Genomic DNA, 17,921 nt, shown 5'->3' with positions numbered 1-17,921 from the left:
ATGCCTTATGGCGACAGTCTTGCCCGCAAGTCCGAAGCTGCGGATGTCCGCCTCGCTCGCCTGAATGGTGAGTTGCGCGACGCCTCCGCTCAGACGGTGCTGCGCGTCGCCATGGTTCGCGAATGGGCCAACAGCCTGACCTACGTATCCAGTTTCGGCGCCGAGAGTGTCGCTATGCTGGCCCTGATCGCGGACGTGAAGCCTGACCTGCCCATCGTGTTTCTCGAAACCGGTATGCATTTCCCGCAGACGCTGGACTACAAGGACGAGCTGATCGAAAAGCTCGGCCTGACCGGTGTGCGCGAAATTCCGCCGAGTGAGACCGAGCGCAAGGTGCTCGATCCGAAGAACAATCTCTGGAAAACCGATCCGGACGCCTGTTGCGCACTGCGCAAGGTGCGCCCGCTGGAGCCGGCTCTGGAGGGCTTTGATGCCTGGATCACCGGTCGCAAACGCTTTCATGGTGGGGCCCGGATGAGCCTGCCGGTCTTCGAGTTTGCGAACGGACGCTACAAGGTGAACCCGCTGGCCAACTGGACTCCGGACGATGTGGAACTGTTGATCAAGCAGCGCAATCTGCCGCGCCATCCGCTGGTTGCTCAGGGCTATCCGTCCATCGGCTGCTGGCCGTGCACGAAGCCGTCCGACAATCCGGACGATCCCCGCGCGGGTCGCTGGGCCGGACAGGAGAAGTCCGAATGCGGCCTCCACATCGACAAGACGGAACGCCCGCGCGTCTTCTAGGCCTTCGCCCCGAATATGTGAGCCATGGCGATCGCTCCGGCGGTCGCCACGTTCACACTGTCAAAGCCTTCCGACATTGGGATGCGCACGGGCGTACAAGCCGCGATCAACTCGTCCGGCAGCCCCGGTCCTTCGGCACCGAGCAGGATGGCGAGTCGGTCCGGCACAACCATTTCGGTGATCGGCGGGGCTTCTGCACGCGGCGTCATCGCCCAGACCTCATAGTCCGCCGCCTTGGCCGCGTTCACCATGTCCAGGCCCGTCCCGCCATGGGCATAGGGCAGCCATAGGCTGCTGCCGGAGGAGACGCGGATGGCCTTGCGATAGAGCGGGTCACAGCATTGACCATCCATCAGCACCGCATCTGCGCCAAAGGCAGCGGCATTGCGAAAGCACGCGCCGACATTGTCGTGATTGGACAGGTCTGACATCAGGAGCAGGGTAGAGGGACCGGCCTCTATGGCGGCGAGAAACGCGGCCGGTTCGGCGATGTCGCCTTTCAGCCCACAGGCAAGCACGCCGCGATGCATCGGAAACCCTGCGACCGCATCCATCACCGACTGGGGCGCGACATAGACCGGCACGTTCTCCGGCACGAGGGCCATCAATTCGGCCAGCGGTGCGGCCCGGTTCTCTGCAAGGAACACACTTTCCAGCGCAAAACGTCCCCGACGCAGCGCTGTCTCCAGCGCTACTTTGCCCTCGACGATGAAGCGCGCGCCATGACCTGAAGTCAGGTCCTTCTCGCGAATGGATGTGTAAGCCTCCAGCCTCGCATCTGTCGCGCTATCAACTTCTATCGCAAAACCCATCTCAATTTCTCTATGCTGAGGCGCAAGACGTCGTCCAACTGGCGGGGCGTCCATGACGTGGAACGAATCCGGCTCGGCCGACTACGAGCATACTTCACCCATACGGACAAATCGACGTCCGGCACAGACGATCCAGGCCGAACATTCTCCTGCAGGGGATCCCTCCGCACTTCAGTTCAAATAATTCTCCCAATAGGAGAAAAATTCTACTGTTTGGTATTGTTATCGCAATCATAAATAGATAGAGGGAGATTGCGAAGGATTTGCAGGCGGGCCGGGGGGACGCATGAATATCATGATGAAAACCATTGTGGTGCTTTGGCACCATAGGCTCATCCTTGTATTGTTGCTGGTCGCGTTTTGCGTGGTCGCGATCTCTGCAGGAAACCGCATGCACCGCAAGGCGATGTTGGAACACGTTACGGACAAACAGTTTCAGTTAAATTTGGAAATGACCCGCTATAGCGGGGCAGAGGCACCACCAATTCTCCTCAGCTCGCTGAGCGAAGATGATATAGGACTTGTCCATAGACTGCGGGAATCGCACGAGCTGATACATGTGGGGTTTCCCGAGTGTCGCCGCGCTCCAGCCAGATCAATTGTTGGCCCTCAGCCTGATCCCTTGATCTGTGAAGTCCAGATTCCTCCAAGAAAGCCGTCAGACATAATTTGCGAGTCTGAAATCGGTTCGCATCCCTATGTGGCTGCGGGCAGGTTCATCCGCGGAGCCTATTCGGCATGTCTGATGACACTTTGGTCAAGAGAACAGGGAGAATGGTCGCTGAATTCTGCCGCGGTGGGTCCAATGAAAAACGGCCCACTGTTAAGCGGGCCGTCTGAGCTGGATGAAGATGCGTATTCGAACCTGACCGGTCACTAAGCCGGGTTGGGGGCCATGTTCGGCAGGCCCTGATCCTTGGCCATACGCTTCATGGCTTTCTGGAGCTTTTCGAACGCGCGCACTTCGATCTGGCGAATACGCTCACGCGAAACACTGTAAACCTCGGACAGTTCTTCCAGTGTTTTCGGCTCTTCCGACAGGCGGCGCTCGGTCAGGATGTGGCGTTCGCGCTCGTTCAGGTCTTCCATGGCAGCGGTCAGCAATTCCATCCGCGCATTGAATTCCTGCTTGTCAGCAAACTCTTCGGCCTGGCCTTGATCATCGTCGGCCAGCCAGTCCTGCCACTCCATGTCGCCATCGGTGCCCATTGGCACGTTCAGCGAAGCATCCGAGCCGGACATACGCCCGTTCATCGAATACACTTCAGCTTCTGTCACATTCAGCTTTTCGGCGATCAACTGGGCCTGTTCAGGACGAAGGTCACCTTCGTCCAGAGCCTTCATTTCGCCTTTCAGGCGGCGAAGGTTGAAGAACAGCTTCTTCTGCGCGGCCGTGGTGCCGAGTTTCACGAGGCTCCAGCTGCGCAGGATGTATTCCTGAATGGCGGCACGAATCCACCACATGGCATAGGTTGCCAGCCGGAAACCCTTGTCCGGGTCGAATTTCTTCACGGCCTGCATAAGACCGACATTGCCCTCGGAGATCACTTCGGCCATCGGCAGGCCATAGCCACGATAGCCCATTGCGATCTTCGCAACGAGACGCAGGTGGGATGTCACCATCTTCTCGGCAGACTGGGTATCTTCCTGTTCGCGCCATTTCCGCGCGAGCATGAATTCCTCATTCTTCTCGAGCATGGGGAACTTACGAATTTCGGTGAGATAACGGCTCAGGCCCTGCTCCGGGCTGAGTGCCACACTCGCACTGGCGGTTTTGTTCGCCATATCTAATCTCCTCCTTTGCAGACCAACCCCGCATTGCGGCGATCGTTCCGGCAATCAGATCTTCTTCCTGACGTTTAGCCCCGCATGGCGGCGGCGTCGCCCCGTATAAACCGCATGAATGTCATCGCGGTTTAACATAAATAAGCATTCGGCCCCTGCTTTTGAAGGGGGTTCAAGCGTCTGATTTCACGCTCACGAGAAAGTATATCTTGTGGCGGCAAAGTGATCCAGAAGGCCGCCACACCTTGCTGTCAGAAGTTGCGGAACCGGTTTGAAGGTTGCGGGGTTGATTGCCCAGATATGACAGGACACAACCAAATGGGCAGCACCACTCTCACCCGCACGGACGCCTTCCGGCAATTCGTGCAATCAGATTCCTTTCCCTGTATTGGGGCAAAATCGGCAATGGTTCGCGATCAGCTGGTCATTGCGGAATTCGGCGACATAGATTCCGCTGCAGGTGACATCAATCTCAGGCGCGCACTGGAAGAGTTTATCGAGGAGCTCGATTTCAGCTCCCCTGTGGTTCAGTCCTTCGTCGCCATCTTCACGGGGCCGACCGAGCTGTCAGAGACTGAATTCGAGCGTGCGCTCTGGAATCGGCTTCAATCCTTGCACAATCTCGATGTGGTCGAGGGCAGGGGGTGGGCCGAGAGCGCGGAGCGTGATCCGGAATCGGCACATTTCTCGATGGGCTTGCTGGGCGAGGCCTTCTTCGTCATCGGCCTGCACCCGAACGCATCCCGACCAGCCCGTCGTTTCGAGTTTCCTGCGCTCGTCTTCAATTCGCATGAGCAATTCGAACGCCTGCGCCAGGATGGCCGGTTCGAGAAAATGAAGCAGATCATTCGAGAGCGCGACAAGGCGCTTGCCGGTTCGGTTAATCCGATGCTGGCAGATTTCGGCCGGGGGTCTGAAGCCGCGCAATATTCAGGCCGCGAAGTCGGTCCTGAGTGGAAATGTCCGTTCACCCCGCAGGAGCCTGCGAAATGAGTCACCGTATCCCCCCGAAATCCGGCACGGCCTTCATCCTGCGCAAGGGCGAACGCCTGACTGTGACAGATCCCGAAGGCGAACAAGTCAGCGACATGGTCGCCTACAATCTGGACGACCGGAAGGAAGTGATTTCATCCGGGCGTTCCCTCGATTATGCCGGGCGCATGTTCCTGACCACGGGAGACATGCTCTACTCCAATCGCAGCCGTGACATGTTGAAAATTGTCGAGGATGAGGTCGGCCGTCATGATTTCACGCTGACGCCCTGCTCGAAGGATACGTTCCGCAAGCTGTACAATGAAGCTGATCCCCAAGGTGGTTGTCAGGAAAACCTCGAAGCAGCCCTGGCCGAATACGGCATAGGCCCCGATGATATTCCGATCGCGTTCAACATCTTCATGCATGTCGCGACAGATCCTCAGACGGGCGAGATCAAGGTTTTGCCACCTCTGAGCAAAGCGGGGCAGTCGATTACGTTCGAAGCCTGCATGGACCTTCTGATCGGCATGACCAGCTGCTCCGCAGGAGAGTCCAATAATTTTCGCTACAAGCCGATAGATTATGAGATCGTGCAGGCAGTCGACTGATGGATATTTCAGCAATCTATTACGACGGATGGAAAGATCTTGTCCGTATCGCGCTTGCCGCCCCAGTCATATATTTCACCATCATCGCTTTCATCCGGCTCGCTGGAAAGCGGTCTACGTCTCAGATGAACAATTTTGACTGGGTGGTGACCGTGGCGCTGGGCTCAATCGCTGGAGCGGGTATCACCTCGAATTCCGTCACGGCCGTCGAAGCCTTGTTCGCCATTGCAGTCCTCCTGTTTATTCAATGGGGGCTGACATTCGTTCTGGCGCGCAGCGACTCTGTGGAATGGCTTGTGAAATCCAGTCCACGACTTCTGGTATATCGGGGTCAGTACCTTATGCAGAATATTCGCGATGAGCGTCTGACCAAGTCCGAAGTGCTCGCCGCGTTGCGGGAAAATGGCCTGACACGCGTTGCCGAAGCTGAGTTGGTCGTGCTCGAAACGGATGCGTCATTCAGCGTGGTCGCGCGCAAGAATGCGGATGTATCGCCCGAACATCTTGCCCAATCTGTCGTCGGAGTTCCAGGCCACTCCTGAAGTGTGCGTCACAATAAATTCATGAAAGTCAAAGTCTTGTACGCTGTTGTGGCTATTACTGGTTACAAAGTTTTCAGACTGTGATGATAGCGAGAACCCATAAGGCCTTTTGGGTGGGGCAGATGGGTTTATTATGAGATTTCGCTCCACGTCATGGATGCATTTTGAGCCGCTCTCTCTCGGAGACAGCTTTGATGCGGTATCCGCGTTTTTCGTCAAGAACCCTGAAGCGACACTGTGCCCGGTTGTCGATTTTAACGGCAAGCCGACAGGGTTTGTGTCCCTTCAGGCTTTCCAGCGCCTGATCTCAAATCCTTTCGGCTATGCCCTGAATCAGAAAAAGGGTGTGTCCGGCATAATGGATCGAAACGTGCTGGTGATGGAGCTATCGGAGGATGCCGCGACCGTATTCGGCAGTATCCGGGACAAATCAGACCTGCTCACCAACGGTCTGATCCTTGCGCATGAAGACGGCATCTATGCCGGATGTCTCAACGCGCTTGGTGTGTTTCATGCCCTTACCGAAATTCATGCCAGTATGCTGACTGAACTCAAGGCCGAGATCGAGGAGCGTGAGCGCGCCGAGCGCAAGATCCGCCAACTTGCCGACACAGACCCATTGACCCGAATCCTGAATCGCCGCGCCTTTGTGCGGGAAATGGAGGCTCTGGTGGCACAGGGCCAGCCCTTCATGTGCGCCTTGATCGACCTGGACAGGTTCAAGCCCCTGAATGATCGCTATGGGCATGCGATAGGGGACCATGTCCTGAAGGTTCTCGCCACGCGCCTGTCGGAGATGGAGGGCTGTCAGCATGCTTGTCGCCTTGGCGGAGATGAGTTTGCGTTTATCATTCCATCAGTTGGCGATAACGCACTGGCATTGGCTGCGCTTGTCCAAAGTGCTCTGGTTTCTCCGATAGAAACCGATCTCGGGCTCGTCACGGTCGGCGCCTCCATCGGGGTCGCTGCGTTTCCGGATGACGCGGCTGACAAGGCCAATCTGATGTACGCAGCCGACAAGGCCATGATCCGGATAAAGTCGGAGGGCGGAGGGATTGCGGTATTCGATCGCCGTGAAGACATGGCGGACATGGACGCCGAAGAGTTCGACAAGACCATTATCGGGGCGGTCAAGGACAATTGCTTCCAGCCCGCAGTTCAGCCGATTCTGGATTTGCGCAGTCACTCAATTGCCGGTTATGAAGTGCTTGCGCGCTGGCCGCATAGCGGCCTCAGCCGGCAGCCCTCGCCCAAGCAATTCATGCCGGCAGTGGAGCGCCTTGGCCTGATCGACAGTTTCTTCTGGTCCATGCTGAACCAGGCTTTGCGCTGGTTGCCCGGGGGTACCAGCTTCCTGTCATTCAACGTCTCTCCCTCTCAATTGACGTCTCTGGAATTTGCTGACCATTTCCTGAACGCGCTCCGTCGCCATGGCATAGCGCCTGAACGGATCGAACTCGAAATCACAGAAAACGTCCTTTTCAGGAACATCGATACGAGCAAACACGTGCTTGGCAAGATTGTCGGGGCAGGGGTCTCTCTGGCTCTGGATGACTTTGGCACCGGCTATTCCTCGCTCTCCCTGTTGGAGGAATTGCCCTTCAAGAAGGTCAAGCTCGACAAGAGCCTGCTCGGCAAGAAGAGCGATTCCGGTGTCCTGCCCAAAGTGCTGACTGGCAGTCTGAAGATGTGCCGCGAGATGAATCTGATCAGCTGCGCCGAAGGCGTGGAAACCAGCTGGCAACTCGAACAGCTCGCCGCGCGCAATTGTGATCTCATACAGGGCTACCTCATTGGTCGGGCCGTGCTTTGCCAGGAGATGACCGCGCCCGATATCAATGTGCGGGCGGGCTGAAGCAGCCTTCTTCAGGGCATAATCGCGTCCTTGTCCCGCAAGGAATCCGTTGCGCCTGTTGCCAGTAGGGGTGCCCGCGAGAACGTATCCGCCGCCTCTACGCGCCGGACATATACTTGCGCGGATGGACAGCCTGTTTGCGCCCCCACCGGTATTGAAGCCGCATCTTCAGCCATTCCGTTTCTGGATATGGCTGCAGCTCATCCTTCTGCGCCTGTATGTGCGCCGAACGAGAGGTCGCGGCACGCCGTTCCTCACCATGTGCGATGCGCGAGGGAATGTCTGGATCGCGGCAATCGGGGATATGCCAACAGTCGCGCGGCCTGACCCTTTGGCGTTCACCCTCCCAAAGGCCTGTCAGGTCGCGATGGGCAGCGCATCCGAACACGCGCCTGCGCATGATGCGGGCGACCATCGCGTCGGAACAACGCTATTTCCGATGATTCGCCCGCATGATGCCGAGTTGCGCCTGCCTCCCCCCGATACCTGACCCGGGCGCTTGCAAATTCCTGATCTTGTCCACCGAGCGCCTTCACGGGCGTTGCAGGCGCAGGTCGCTCCGGCGGGCTGGTACACGATTTGCCTGTCACAGGACGAACGGCATTGTTGCTGCTGGTCCTGAATCTGGTCTGGCGGCTCCGAAATCCCGGGTGCCATACCGAAAAGGACACGCGCATGCGTCTTCCTCATCTGACATCACTCCAGGGCGGGCGCGCCATCGCTGCGCTCATGGTCGTCTTCTATCACCTTAATATCTTCATCTTGCCAAAGCGGCTTTATGCGGAAACGGGCGAAGCGCTGCATCCTGTAGCGAATATGGGCTATTCGGGTGTTGAATTCTTCTTCGCCCTGTCTGGATTCCTGATGCTCTACATCCATCGTCGGGATTTTGGTGCCCCTCAAAAGGCCTATAGCTACGCGATCAAACGGGTCTCGCGCATCTATCCGGCCTATTGGCTGGTTCTCATCCCGATGGTCCTGGCCGGTGCCCTGATCCCGGCCGTCGGACTTGGCTATATGCCGGGTCTTGGGCAATTGCTGCCGAACCTCTTCCTTGTGCCAATGGAAGACACTCCGATTCTTCAGGTTTCATGGACCCTGCAACATGAAATGTTGTTTTACGCCATATTCGGCCTCGCTATCCTGCATCGCTGGGTCGGTCTCGGCATCCTCAGCATGTGGTTTACCGCCTGCGCGCTCACCGTATTTGGCCAGGACGTACTGTTCCCGGCGGACTTCCTGTTCTCGCCCTACAATCTGATCTTCCTGTTCGGCGGTCTGGCGGCGGTGTCCTTCCAGCATCTGGGACGGAATGCAGCGCGCGGCCTGTTGGTCGGCGGTTTGCTGGTCTTCCTGATGACGGGGCTCAACGATATCTATCGCCCCGTCGAGATCGGGTTTGGTGTGCGCACGGTCCTGTTCGGTGCCTCTGCCAGCGCGATCATTGCCGCGCTCGCCGCAATGGAAACCGCTGGCCGCCTGAGCATTCCGCGCAGCCTTCGTTTGGTCGGCGACGCGTCCTACATGCTCTATCTTGTGCACATGCCAATGATGACGGCCGGTGTGCCGGTTGCGAAATTCCTGCACCTACCGGAATTCCTGCCGCCTTGGATCATGGCGCTGCTGTTCGTGATCGGGTGCACAATCGCGTCCGTTGTCGCGCACCTATACCTGGAACGCCCTCTGGTTCGCTACATCTCGCGTAAGTTCGGCGCGCCGAAAAACCTGTCTGGCCAACTCAGCCTTGCAGACGCTTTGCGTCAGGCGGCGTCTAGTCGGCTTCCAGTTCAACACGGGCCTCGGACAAATAATCCGTAGACCGCATTTCATGCAGGCGGCTGGCCGTGCGTTCGAACTCGAAACTGCCATCGCCTTCGGGATAAAGGCTTTCCGGCTCGGCGGCTGCGCTGGCTACCAATTTGATCTTCGCTTCATAGAGCGCGTCGATCAGTGCCACGAAGCGCGCCGCCTCGTTGCGGTTTTCTGGTCCCAGCGTCGGAATGCCTGACAGGATCACCGTGTTGAAATTTGCGGCGATGGCCAGATAGTCCCGCGACCCGAGCGGCCGGGCGCACAATTCCTCGAAGGTGAAGCGCGCCACACCCGCCGCTTCGCGTTGGACTTCCAGTTTGCGGCCTTTCACCGTCAGCACGCAATGCTGTGGTTCTGCCCCAAGGGTCAGCCGGTCCCAGGCCCGGTCCAGCGCGGCCTCGGATTCGGGGCCCAATGGCGAATACCAGACCGGCGCTTCGATCAGGCGGTCAAGGCGGTAATCCCGCTCCGAGGCGAGTTCCAGAATTTCGCAATGCGCCTTCAGATGCTCGATGAAGGGTAGGAAGAGGGGGCGATTGATCCCATCCTTGTAGAGATCATTGGGGTGGCGGTTCGAGGTCGCCACCACCGTGACTGCCATGTCGAACAGTGCCTCGAACAGGCGGGCCAGAACCATGGCATCAGCAATCTGGGTGACCTGGAACTCATCGAAGCAGAGCAGGCTCGCCTCGGAGGCGATCTGTTTCGCCACTGGCGCGATTGGATCATCGCCCGCTCCCTTTACGCGCCATTCGGACCGCTTGCGGTCGTCTTGCGAAAGCTTGCGCCAGGCATCCAGCCGGTCATGCACTTCGGCCATGAATTCATGGAAATGGACCCGCCGGCGGGCTTCAACCGGTGCACTCTCGAAGAACAGATCCATCAGCATGGATTTGCCCCGACCAACGCCGCCCCACATATAGAGACCCGTGACGGTCTCGGCTTTCGAGAACCAGCCGCCAGTCTTGCGGTTGGCCAGTCTGTGTTCCAGATCGTTCAGCGCCGCAGCGGCGGTTGCCTGAACCGGGTCCGGCGTCAGCTGGCCGCTCTCGATGCGGGCTTCGTATTTCTCAAGGACGGTGGTCATTCGGGTCAACCCAGCCGCTCGGCGATCTGGGCCAGCAGTGCGCTCCAGGCTCCGGGCACCAGCAGGAAGGTCAACGCCGCACCGGCCAAGGCGCCGCCCAAATGCGCGCCATGTGCGATCATCGTATTAGGGCGTTGCGACAGGAAGAAGCTGACCGAGATAAACAGAACTGCCGCAACAATCGCCCACATCGGCAAGATGAAAAGCAGGTACAATACCGCAAACGGCGCCAGCACACTGAACGCGAGCACGATACCGGACGTCGCGCCCGACGCGCCGACGGCGCGGTAGTCGGGCTGGTCGCGTTTGTCGACGTATTCCCATGCGTTTCCGGCAAACAACGATCCGAAATAGATGATCAGGAATGTTGTTGCGCCAAGTTCGCGTTCCAGCACTCCGCCAAACTGCCACAGGACGAACATGTTGATGAGCAAATGTGTGCTGTTCACATGCAGGAAGGCTGAAGTCACGAAGCGCCACCATTGGCGGCCCTCCCGGATCGGCGCGATCCAGAAATTGTTGTCCTCGAAGAAAGCGCGGTTTGACAGGCCAATCAGACTGACGAGGACATTGGCCGCGATCAGGCTGATCGTCACGGGATATTCCATCATCGGGGGTGCCGCCTTTTTCCTGTGTCGCCCAGCAAAAAGCCGCCCGGACGTATCCTAGGCGGCTTAGCAAGGGGAAGGGGCGCTTCGCAAGCACCCGCATGGATTAGGCCGCGCGGACGGCCGTGGTTTCAGCGGCTGGCATCAGGTCCATCAGGAAGTCTTCAAACGCATCGGGGCGCTGGATGAAGCGATTGAATGGCAGAGTGGCCTTGAAAATAGCTTGCGGATGAATGTTCGCGCCACAGCGCAGGGCAGACTCAACAGCCTGGTCGCGCACATCCATGGAAGAGACGACCGCAATCCGGTATTTGCCCATATTGGCAACCCGCGCGATGGTCATGTCCGGGTCAAAGGAGTCTGGCAGGCCGAGGTCGAGCACGACGAGATCAAATCTTTCGAGGCGCAACCGGGCTTCCGCCATCATCAGGGTCGGCGCCATGACCAGGTCAACCTGCACGCGGGAGCGCGCAGCCTTGTCCGCGGCAATCGCCAGCATGTCTCTGACTGGCTCGTGATCTTCAACCCAAAGAACTTTCATCTACACTATTCCCGATTTATTTGCCCGCGAAGGAAAGCCTTAAGCCAACCCCCCTGTGGCGTTCACAATGGCACGTGGCTCTTACGTCTTGGTAAAGCGAAACTTTCCGAAGTGTTTATATTTCAACACAATGCAGCGTTCCGGTGGCCTGCGCGAACGGCCATTCCCCTGTAGTTCCCGCTTTGAGGGATTCGCCCCAACCCCTATGTATATAAAGGGAGAACGGAGTGGCCCACGCACCATGAGCGACGAGAGCCTGATCGCAAAATCCTCTACTTTGAGAGGATCGGCATTTCTTGATGCAGAAAAAAATAATGACCAGCATATCGTCGATATGCTGATTGAGGAACGCTGCCCGAAACTGCGCGGCAGCTGGTCGTGGCCGCTTGTCCGTCCGGTTCTCTACAAGACGCTCGGCTATCGCCGCGCGCGGGAAATGGCCGACACCATCATGCAGCTGAATGGGCGGGACTCGTTCGATCATCTTTCACGCCAATTGAACTTCTCTCTTGAGGTCGACGGTCTCGAGAGACTTCCAAGTGCTGGCCGGGTGATCATTGCGGCCAACCATCCAACCGGTTTGGCAGATGGTGTGGCGGTCTGGGATCTGCTCAAGCAGGTTCGGCAGGATATCGTATTCTTTGCCAATGCCGATGCCATTCGCGTCAATCCGAACTTTCAGGATGTCATCATCCCGGTCGAATGGGTGGCCGAGAAGCGCACCCCGGCCAAGACGCGCGAAACCCTGAAGCGGGCAGGGCAGGCCTTTGCCGAGGAAAAATGCGTTGTCATCTTCCCCTCGGGGCGGCTTGCAAAGAAGGAAGACGGGCGGCTGGTCGAGAAGGACTGGTTCTCTACCGTGGTCGGCCTCGCGCGGAAACAGAAGACACCCGTCCTGCCGCTCAATCTCGATGCGTGGAATTCGAGGCTCTTTTACTTTCTCAGCGAGCTGAACCCGGAATTGCGTGACATCACCCTGTTTCACGAGCTGCTGAACAAGCGCGGCGCGCAAGTGCGTATGACGTTCGGCCAGATGATTCATCCAGACCAACTGGCAGGCGACGCCATCGAGCTCACAGAAAAACTGAAGCACCACGTCGCTTATGATCTGGGCCGTGACCGTTTCGCAGTCTTCGAGCCTTAGCTTATGTGCGGACGATTCTTCCGGCATGGCGTAACGTGGGAGGAATACCACAATGCGCTGAATCTGATTCACCCGAACGGCATCCAGCCGCCAGAGCCTGCGTACAATATTGCGCCCACCCAGTATGTGCCCATCATCCGCATGGCGCCGGAAGGCGAGGATGTGCCGCGTCACGCCATCCAGATGGCTCCGGCCATGTGGGGACTGGTTCCCAGCTGGTGGAAAAAGCCGTTGAGCGAGAAGAAATTCTCGACGTTCAATGCGCGCAGCGAAGGTCTTGAAGCGTCCAACACGTTTCGCGGGCCTTTCCGGCATCATCGCTGTCTGGTTCCGGCCAGCGGCTTCTATGAATGGACAGGCCCGAAGGGCAAGAAGCAACCCTTTGCTATCGGCCTGCGAAACCGGCGATGGTTTTGCTTTGCAGGGTTATGGGACCGCGCCATGATCGACGGGTCCGAGATCGACACATTCACCATCCTGACCACCAAGCCCAACGACCTGATGGCGGGGCTGCACACACGCATGCCGGTCATCCTTCATCCGTCGGACTATCGGACATGGCTGGATGCTGACAATCGCAAGGTGGAACACCTCTACGAACCATTCCCAACCGAGGACATGCACGCATGGCCTGTAAATCCTGCCGTGGGAAATGTCCGTAATCAGGGCGTCCAGTTGATAGAGGAAACCTAGTTCTTCTTCCAGGCCACCTGATAGAGGTCCAGTCGACGATCCTTGAGGTTCTGTACCGCGCCGGATTGACGAGCTGTGAGCAGGTCTGAAATGGACAGGTCAGCCAGCGCAATCGTTTCCGTGTTCGGGGCTGTATCGGCTGCTACGCCATCGCGTGAGAAGGGGAAATCGGACGGCGTCAAGATACAGCTCTCCGCATAGTGAATGTCCATGTTCTCTACATTCGGGAGGTTGCCCACAACCCCGGACATGGTGACATAACACTGGTTCTCGACCGCACGGGCCTGACAGCAATACCGCACCCGCAAATAGCCACGCCGCTCGTCGGTACAGAAGGGCACGAACAGCATCAGCGCGCCCTGGTCGACAAGGTGGCGCGCAATTTCGGGGAACTCACTGTCATAACAGATCATCACGCCTATCGGGCCACAGTCGGTCTGGATCACGGAGTTTCCACGACCGCCCTGAATGTTCCACCAATGGCGCTCGGACGGGGTCGGATGCAGCTTCTGCTGGGTATGGACCGAGCCGTCGCGCAGGAAGACGTGGCAGACATTGAGAATTTCGCCATTCGCCATCTGGCTCGGATGCGTTCCGCCAATGATGTTGATGTTGTAGGAAACTGCCAGCTTCTCCATGAACTCCACAAAACGCGGCGTATAGTCAGATATCTGAGAGATCGCATCGACAGGGCCGAGCGGGCGTTCAGACAGCGACAGCAATTGCAGTGTCAGCATTTCCGGGAAGACCACGAAGTCTGACTGGTAGTCTGACGCGATATCGACCCAGTATTCGACCTGTCCTTCAAACTCGTCGATGGAAGTGATCCGGCGCATCTGGAACTGGACCGTGGCGATCCGCACGCGCTCGGGCAGGGACGTGTCGCCAAAGCTCGTATTGGTCTGGATCTTCTCCTGCGCCAGTGGGTTCTCCCAGAACATGTGCGTGGCATGTCCCATGGAGTCGATATCTTCCGGCAGGTAATGGCGCAGTACGCCGAGCGGCTCATACCCCTGATTCAGTTGGAACGTGATAACCGGATCGCGGAGCTTGGATTCGCGGACCGCCTTCACATAGTCTTCCGGGTTGGGATATTGTTTGGCGCGGCGAGCATAGCCGGGCATCCGACCGGCAAATACGATACCTTTCAGCTCCAGCCACTGGCATAGTTCGCGCCGTGCCTTGTAGAAACGCTGGCCAATGCGCAAGCGACGGAACGCCGGGTCGACCGCGACATCCATGCCGTAGAGCACGTCCCCTTCGGGGTCGTGACGGGCGGCATATCCGCCGCCGGTAATCTGCATCCATGTGTGCGGACCAAAGGCATGTTCGGACGCGATCATGAAGGTGGCGCAATGGCCAACAATCTGGCCTTCATATTCAGCGATGAACTGCCCATCCGGAAACCGGTTGATCTGCGCCATGAGGTGGTCGCGGGAATACTCTTCGCCCTCGCCATAAACGCGCGCCGAGAGGCCCTGAAGGCCGGGGATATCATCCGGCGTTGCATTGCGGATGATCAGTTTTGCTTTGCTATTGCTCATGGCGAAGGAATGTCTCTGGAGGGATAAGGTTCAATGGGGCAGGCGCAGGCTGGCCCGCAGGCCACCGAGAGGGCTGTCGCTGAGGCGAAGATCTCCGCCATGCGCGCGCGCCGTATCTCGGGCGAGGGTCAATCCGAGCCCTGTGCCCGGTGTATTCTGGGTGCGGGCCTCATCCAGCCGCATGAAAGGGCGGAAAGCATCCTCGCGCAGCTCCGGGATAATGCCCGGTCCATTGTCATCGACGTGTATATCGGCCGCATGCGGACCGTTCACAAGAGTGATTTGTGTGTCGGTCGCGAATTTTGTCGCATTGGAGATCAAATTTGTCACAGCGCGCTTGAGTGCCAGGCGACGGCCATTGACCTGAACATGATCGGGTCCGGTTACGGTAATGTGCGGGCCAAAGCCCGCGGCGGCGTCGCGCAAGAGTTCGGCAAGGTCAAAATCGCTCGGCTCATCGCCTTCTTCGCCGCGCGCAAAGGTGAGATATTCGTCCAGCATCATGGACATGTCATCAAGATCGGCCCGCGCGGCTTTGATGTCATCGGTCTCGTCCATCATGGCCAGCGCCAGCTTCAGTCGGGTGAGGGGCGTGCGCAGATCATGGCTGACCCCGGCTAGCATGGCGGTGCGCTGTTCCGCAAAGGCGGTCAGCCGGTTCTTCATGTCGATTACCGCCCGGGCCGCCTCGCGCACTTCGTTGGCGCCAGACGGGCGGAAGTCCGGCACATCCCGGCCACGGCCGAACGCTCGCGCGGCCTTTGATAAGCTCAGGATCGAGCGCACCTGCTGGTTCAGGAAGCCGATCGCCAGCGCAACCATGAACAGGGAGAACAGGATCACCCAGACAATAAAGATGTGGGTATTGGCGGCGAGCACACGTTTGCGCTCGACAATGATTTCAACTGTGCGGGGCCCCGACGCGAAGCGGAGATGCAGCATTGAGTCCTGGGGGTTCAACGCCGTCTCCACCGGTACGCCAAGCCGGGTCTCCAACTCCTTGTCCAGCGTGCCGCTATAGGAGAAGACTTCAGCATAGCTTCGGCGATCGAGGCTGGCGGAATCGCTGTCGCAAGTGAAGGTCAGGTCCAGGCGCTCATCTATGGTCTTGCGGTCCAGCACGGACTCCTCGCGGCGGTCGCAATATGCCTGGACGAGGCTCGCATCGCGCGCGATGGATTGGGCGAGCTTGCGGTTCACCTCCGCAATATGGCTGTCGTAATAATACCACGACATGAGCGACAGGATCAGAACGACCGGCGCGATTACCATCAACATGCTGCGGGCATACAGCCCGCGCGGTGTGATATCTCTCAGGCGCAGCATCGGCTCAGTCCGGCATGAGGCGATATCCGACGCCTCGCACGGTCTGGATATGGATCGGCTCTTTCGGATTGGGCTCGATCTTGCGGCGCAGGCGCGTCACCTGCACATCGACAGAGCGCTCCATCCCGGCTGAAGTCAGGGAGGCCAGCTCCTCACGGCTCACCGGTTCGCCCGGATTTGAGGCCAATACCGTCAGCAATTGCAATTCGGCTTCGGTCAGACGGATGCGCGTGTCGCCCTCCTTCAGCTCCCCGCGTTCTGCATTGAACACCAAACCGGACATTTCGACTTCTTCGGGCGGCTCGGCCTTGTGCGACCGGCGCAGGATGGCGGCGCAGCGCAAGGACAGCTCCTCTGGCTCGAAAGGCTTGGCGAGATAGTCATCTGCGCCATGCTTCAGCCCTTCAATCCGGTTGGACGCTTCACCTTTGGCGGTCAGCAGCATGACGGGCGTTTCCCGATTGCGCCCCTCCCGCATGGATTTCAGCAGGGACAGGCCATCTTCGCCCGGCATCATTATGTCCAGAATGGCGAGATCAAACTCCATTGATGACATCATCTTGCGCGCCCCGTCCGCTCCGGACGCCGAGGTCACGCGATATCCTTCACGGGTGAGATATCGCTTCAGCAGGTCGCGAATGCGGTCATCGTCATCGACGACGAGAATATGAGCGGTGTCCTGGTTCATTTGACGAGCGCATCCATCACTTTGCGCGCCCCTTCAACCGCATCCGGGCCAGCGGCGCGATAGGCCAGGCGCAGCCGCTCGCGCAATACGATCGTGATCTGGGTGGTCAGCGTGGTGCCCGCATCCGACAGGTTCAGCGTGCGCCGACGCTTGTCACTTGCCTGTTCACGCTCGCGCTCGATCAGGCCGCGCTTGTCCAGTTCGCCGATGATGCGAGCGAAAGTTGGTACTGTCATGCTCAACGCATCGCGCAGCTCGCCCACTGTTTGGCCGGGTGAGTAGCGGACAGCCATGAGTATTTGCAGTTCTGGCTTGCTCAGCCCTGCCTTGTGCCGCGCCTCTTCTGCGGCTCTCATCAGTTCGGCGCTTCCTGCCAGCAGGAGTCCGACACCTCTATCAAGCTCCTGATCCATAAGGAAAAGGCGCGGATCGAAAGGTCTATTCAGGTTGACGTCAGGGGCCATGTTCTGAAATGAACGCGAAAATGCTATAAGTGCAAGCGAGGAGCGCTGAACTATTATGTCTGCTTATGACGACCGTGACGGTTATATCTGGATGGATGGGGAAATCGTGCCGTGGCGGGACAGCAAAGTCCACGTCCTGACGCATGCGCTTCACTATGCGTCCTCCGTCTTTGAAGGTGAGCGGGCATATAGCGGCAAGATCTTCCGTTCGCTGGACCATTCCAAGCGCCTGCACAATTCAGCGGAGATCATGGGGTTCAAAATCCCATTTTCTGTTGATCAGGTCGAACAGGCCAAGACCGAGGCGCTGGCGAAATCGGGTCTCGAGAGCGCCTATGTGCGCGCACTGGCCTGGCGCGGGTCTGAGATGATGGGCGTCTCCGCCCAGAACAACACGATCCATCTCGCGGTCGCGGTCTGGCATTGGGGCGACTATTTCGCCGACAAGATGAAGGGCATCCGCCTGACACATGCCAAGTGGCGCCGTCCAGCCCCGGACACCGCGCCCTGCCATGCCAAGGCCGCTGGCCTCTACATGATCTGCACCCTGTCCAAGCATGCCGCAGAGCGCGATGGCTATGCCGACGCCCTGATGCTCGATTATCGCGGTCAGGTGGCTGAGGCGACCGGAGCCAACATCTTCTTCGTGCGCGATGGTGCCCTACATACGCCGACCCCGGATTGCTTCCTCAA

Annotated in this window: 20 protein-coding genes; 11 read left to right on the top strand and 9 right to left on the bottom strand. The window is 58.4% G+C overall.

The window, feature by feature from the left end; all coding sequences use genetic code 11:
* Window positions 1-744 carry a phosphoadenylyl-sulfate reductase gene (locus tag B2344_RS02145; protein WP_290480517.1) on the top strand — a complete coding sequence of 248 codons (744 nt, stop codon included), beginning with the start codon at window positions 1-3 and terminating at the stop codon, window positions 742-744.
* Here B2344_RS02145 and B2344_RS02140 read toward each other — a convergent pair.
* A complete protein-coding gene (locus B2344_RS02140) occupies window positions 741-1,556 on the bottom strand; it encodes a TrmH family RNA methyltransferase (RefSeq protein WP_290482547.1) in 816 nt (271 codons plus the stop codon). The two genes, B2344_RS02145 and B2344_RS02140, sit on opposite strands and share 4 nt — an antisense overlap.
* A 286-nt stretch (window positions 1,557-1,842) precedes the next feature.
* Between B2344_RS02140 and B2344_RS02135 the strand changes: the two genes are divergently transcribed.
* Window positions 1,843-2,436: a hypothetical protein gene (locus B2344_RS02135; protein WP_290482546.1), complete on the top strand. Its 594-nt coding sequence runs from the start codon at window positions 1,843-1,845 to the stop codon at window positions 2,434-2,436.
* On the opposite strand, the gene rpoH is transcribed toward B2344_RS02135, so the two are convergent.
* A complete protein-coding gene (rpoH, locus tag B2344_RS02130; RefSeq protein WP_206992117.1) occupies window positions 2,433-3,341 on the bottom strand; it encodes an RNA polymerase sigma factor RpoH in 909 nt (302 codons plus the stop codon). The two genes, B2344_RS02135 and rpoH, sit on opposite strands and share 4 nt — an antisense overlap.
* Window positions 3,342-3,659: 318 nt before the next feature.
* Between rpoH and gntA the strand changes: the two genes are divergently transcribed.
* The 6 genes from gntA to B2344_RS02100 all read left to right on the top strand — a co-directional run bounded on the left by gntA (window position 3,660) and on the right by B2344_RS02100 (window position 9,139).
* A complete protein-coding gene (gntA, locus tag B2344_RS02125) occupies window positions 3,660-4,334 on the top strand; it encodes a guanitoxin biosynthesis heme-dependent pre-guanitoxin N-hydroxylase GntA (protein WP_034817095.1) in 675 nt (224 codons plus the stop codon).
* Window positions 4,331-4,924 (top strand): urea carboxylase-associated family protein, encoded by a 594-nt coding sequence (locus tag B2344_RS02120; protein ID WP_290484577.1) that lies wholly within the window; start codon window positions 4,331-4,333, stop codon window positions 4,922-4,924. The genes gntA and B2344_RS02120 overlap by 4 nt, the downstream gene beginning before the upstream one ends.
* Window positions 4,924-5,466: a DUF421 domain-containing protein gene (locus tag B2344_RS02115; RefSeq protein WP_206992119.1), complete on the top strand. Its 543-nt coding sequence runs from the start codon at window positions 4,924-4,926 to the stop codon at window positions 5,464-5,466. Before B2344_RS02120 ends, B2344_RS02115 begins: the two co-directional genes overlap by 1 nt.
* A gap of 133 nt (window positions 5,467-5,599) precedes the next feature.
* Window positions 5,600-7,321 carry an EAL domain-containing protein gene (locus tag B2344_RS02110; protein WP_206992120.1) on the top strand — a complete coding sequence of 574 codons (1,722 nt, stop codon included), beginning with the start codon at window positions 5,600-5,602 and terminating at the stop codon, window positions 7,319-7,321.
* Window positions 7,322-7,391: 70 nt separating this feature from the next.
* Complete coding sequence (locus B2344_RS02105) at window positions 7,392-7,811, top strand: hypothetical protein (protein WP_290484576.1); 420 nt, start codon at window positions 7,392-7,394, stop codon at window positions 7,809-7,811.
* Between the two features lie 185 nt (window positions 7,812-7,996).
* Complete coding sequence (locus tag B2344_RS02100; RefSeq protein WP_290482544.1) at window positions 7,997-9,139, top strand: acyltransferase family protein; 1,143 nt, start codon at window positions 7,997-7,999, stop codon at window positions 9,137-9,139.
* Here the strand turns inward: B2344_RS02100 and zapE are convergent.
* The 3 genes from zapE to B2344_RS02085 form a co-directional block, all read right to left on the bottom strand.
* Complete coding sequence (gene zapE / locus B2344_RS02095; RefSeq protein WP_290484575.1) at window positions 9,093-10,220, bottom strand: cell division protein ZapE; 1,128 nt, start codon at window positions 10,218-10,220, stop codon at window positions 9,093-9,095. The two genes, B2344_RS02100 and zapE, sit on opposite strands and share 47 nt — an antisense overlap.
* Before the next feature lie 5 nt (window positions 10,221-10,225).
* Window positions 10,226-10,831, bottom strand: coding sequence for a rhomboid family intramembrane serine protease (locus B2344_RS02090; protein WP_290482541.1), 606 nt, complete (start codon window positions 10,829-10,831; stop codon window positions 10,226-10,228).
* Between the two features lie 103 nt (window positions 10,832-10,934).
* The gene (locus B2344_RS02085) at window positions 10,935-11,369 is read right to left on the bottom strand and encodes a response regulator transcription factor (protein WP_034817104.1); all 435 of its coding nucleotides are present in this window, start codon (window positions 11,367-11,369) and stop codon (window positions 10,935-10,937) included.
* A gap of 241 nt (window positions 11,370-11,610) precedes the next feature.
* On the opposite strand from B2344_RS02085, the gene B2344_RS02080 reads away from it, so the two are divergent.
* Entirely contained in the window at window positions 11,611-12,513 is a 903-nt protein-coding gene (locus B2344_RS02080; RefSeq protein ID WP_290484574.1) for a GNAT family N-acetyltransferase, read from the top strand.
* 3 nt (window positions 12,514-12,516) lie between these two features.
* Entirely contained in the window at window positions 12,517-13,206 is a 690-nt protein-coding gene (locus tag B2344_RS02075; protein ID WP_206992127.1) for an SOS response-associated peptidase, read from the top strand.
* On the opposite strand, the gene B2344_RS02070 is transcribed toward B2344_RS02075, so the two are convergent.
* The 4 genes from B2344_RS02070 to B2344_RS02055 are packed head-to-tail and all read right to left on the bottom strand — an operon-like array spanning window position 13,203 to window position 17,228.
* Entirely contained in the window at window positions 13,203-14,750 is a 1,548-nt protein-coding gene (locus B2344_RS02070) for a bifunctional GNAT family N-acetyltransferase/carbon-nitrogen hydrolase family protein (protein ID WP_034817111.1), read from the bottom strand. The two genes, B2344_RS02075 and B2344_RS02070, sit on opposite strands and share 4 nt — an antisense overlap.
* Before the next feature lie 30 nt (window positions 14,751-14,780).
* Window positions 14,781-16,076 (bottom strand): ATP-binding protein, encoded by a 1,296-nt coding sequence (locus tag B2344_RS02065; RefSeq protein WP_206992128.1) that lies wholly within the window; start codon window positions 16,074-16,076, stop codon window positions 14,781-14,783.
* 4 nt (window positions 16,077-16,080) lie between these two features.
* The gene (locus tag B2344_RS02060) at window positions 16,081-16,764 is read right to left on the bottom strand and encodes a response regulator (RefSeq protein WP_206992129.1); all 684 of its coding nucleotides are present in this window, start codon (window positions 16,762-16,764) and stop codon (window positions 16,081-16,083) included.
* Window positions 16,761-17,228 (bottom strand): MarR family winged helix-turn-helix transcriptional regulator, encoded by a 468-nt coding sequence (locus B2344_RS02055; protein ID WP_034817115.1) that lies wholly within the window; start codon window positions 17,226-17,228, stop codon window positions 16,761-16,763. The genes B2344_RS02060 and B2344_RS02055 overlap by 4 nt, the downstream gene beginning before the upstream one ends.
* A 55-nt stretch (window positions 17,229-17,283) precedes the next feature.
* Between B2344_RS02055 and B2344_RS02050 the strand changes: the two genes are divergently transcribed.
* Window positions 17,284-17,921 (top strand): branched-chain amino acid aminotransferase (locus B2344_RS02050; protein WP_290484573.1); only part of this gene is annotated, 638 nt, incomplete at its 3' end.

The sequence above is a fragment of the Hyphomonas sp. UBA3195 genome (genome assembly GCF_002366485.1).
Lineage (GTDB): Bacteria > Pseudomonadota > Alphaproteobacteria > Caulobacterales > Hyphomonadaceae > Hyphomonas.
Note: the sequence above shows the minus strand (reverse complement) of the source record. Positions and strands in the feature narration are given on the sequence as shown.

Coding starts and splice junctions, on each gene's coding strand:
- B2344_RS02145 (WP_290480517.1), top strand. CDS start 1: ATGCCTTATGGCGACAGTCTTGCCCGCAAGTCCGAAGCTGCGGATGTC.
- B2344_RS02140 (WP_290482547.1), bottom strand. CDS start 1,556: ATGGGTTTTGCGATAGAAGTTGATAGCGCGACAGATGCGAGGCTGGAG.
- B2344_RS02135 (WP_290482546.1), top strand. CDS start 1,843: ATGAATATCATGATGAAAACCATTGTGGTGCTTTGGCACCATAGGCTC.
- rpoH (WP_206992117.1), bottom strand. CDS start 3,341: ATGGCGAACAAAACCGCCAGTGCGAGTGTGGCACTCAGCCCGGAGCAG.
- gntA (WP_034817095.1), top strand. CDS start 3,660: ATGGGCAGCACCACTCTCACCCGCACGGACGCCTTCCGGCAATTCGTG.
- B2344_RS02120 (WP_290484577.1), top strand. CDS start 4,331: ATGAGTCACCGTATCCCCCCGAAATCCGGCACGGCCTTCATCCTGCGC.
- B2344_RS02115 (WP_206992119.1), top strand. CDS start 4,924: ATGGATATTTCAGCAATCTATTACGACGGATGGAAAGATCTTGTCCGT.
- B2344_RS02110 (WP_206992120.1), top strand. CDS start 5,600: ATGAGATTTCGCTCCACGTCATGGATGCATTTTGAGCCGCTCTCTCTC.
- B2344_RS02100 (WP_290482544.1), top strand. CDS start 7,997: ATGCGTCTTCCTCATCTGACATCACTCCAGGGCGGGCGCGCCATCGCT.
- zapE (WP_290484575.1), bottom strand. CDS start 10,220: ATGACCACCGTCCTTGAGAAATACGAAGCCCGCATCGAGAGCGGCCAG.
- B2344_RS02090 (WP_290482541.1), bottom strand. CDS start 10,831: ATGATGGAATATCCCGTGACGATCAGCCTGATCGCGGCCAATGTCCTC.
- B2344_RS02085 (WP_034817104.1), bottom strand. CDS start 11,369: ATGAAAGTTCTTTGGGTTGAAGATCACGAGCCAGTCAGAGACATGCTG.
- B2344_RS02080 (WP_290484574.1), top strand. CDS start 11,611: ATGAGCGACGAGAGCCTGATCGCAAAATCCTCTACTTTGAGAGGATCG.
- B2344_RS02075 (WP_206992127.1), top strand. CDS start 12,517: ATGTGCGGACGATTCTTCCGGCATGGCGTAACGTGGGAGGAATACCAC.
- B2344_RS02070 (WP_034817111.1), bottom strand. CDS start 14,750: ATGAGCAATAGCAAAGCAAAACTGATCATCCGCAATGCAACGCCGGAT.
- B2344_RS02065 (WP_206992128.1), bottom strand. CDS start 16,076: ATGCTGCGCCTGAGAGATATCACACCGCGCGGGCTGTATGCCCGCAGC.
- B2344_RS02060 (WP_206992129.1), bottom strand. CDS start 16,764: ATGAACCAGGACACCGCTCATATTCTCGTCGTCGATGACGATGACCGC.
- B2344_RS02055 (WP_034817115.1), bottom strand. CDS start 17,228: ATGGCCCCTGACGTCAACCTGAATAGACCTTTCGATCCGCGCCTTTTC.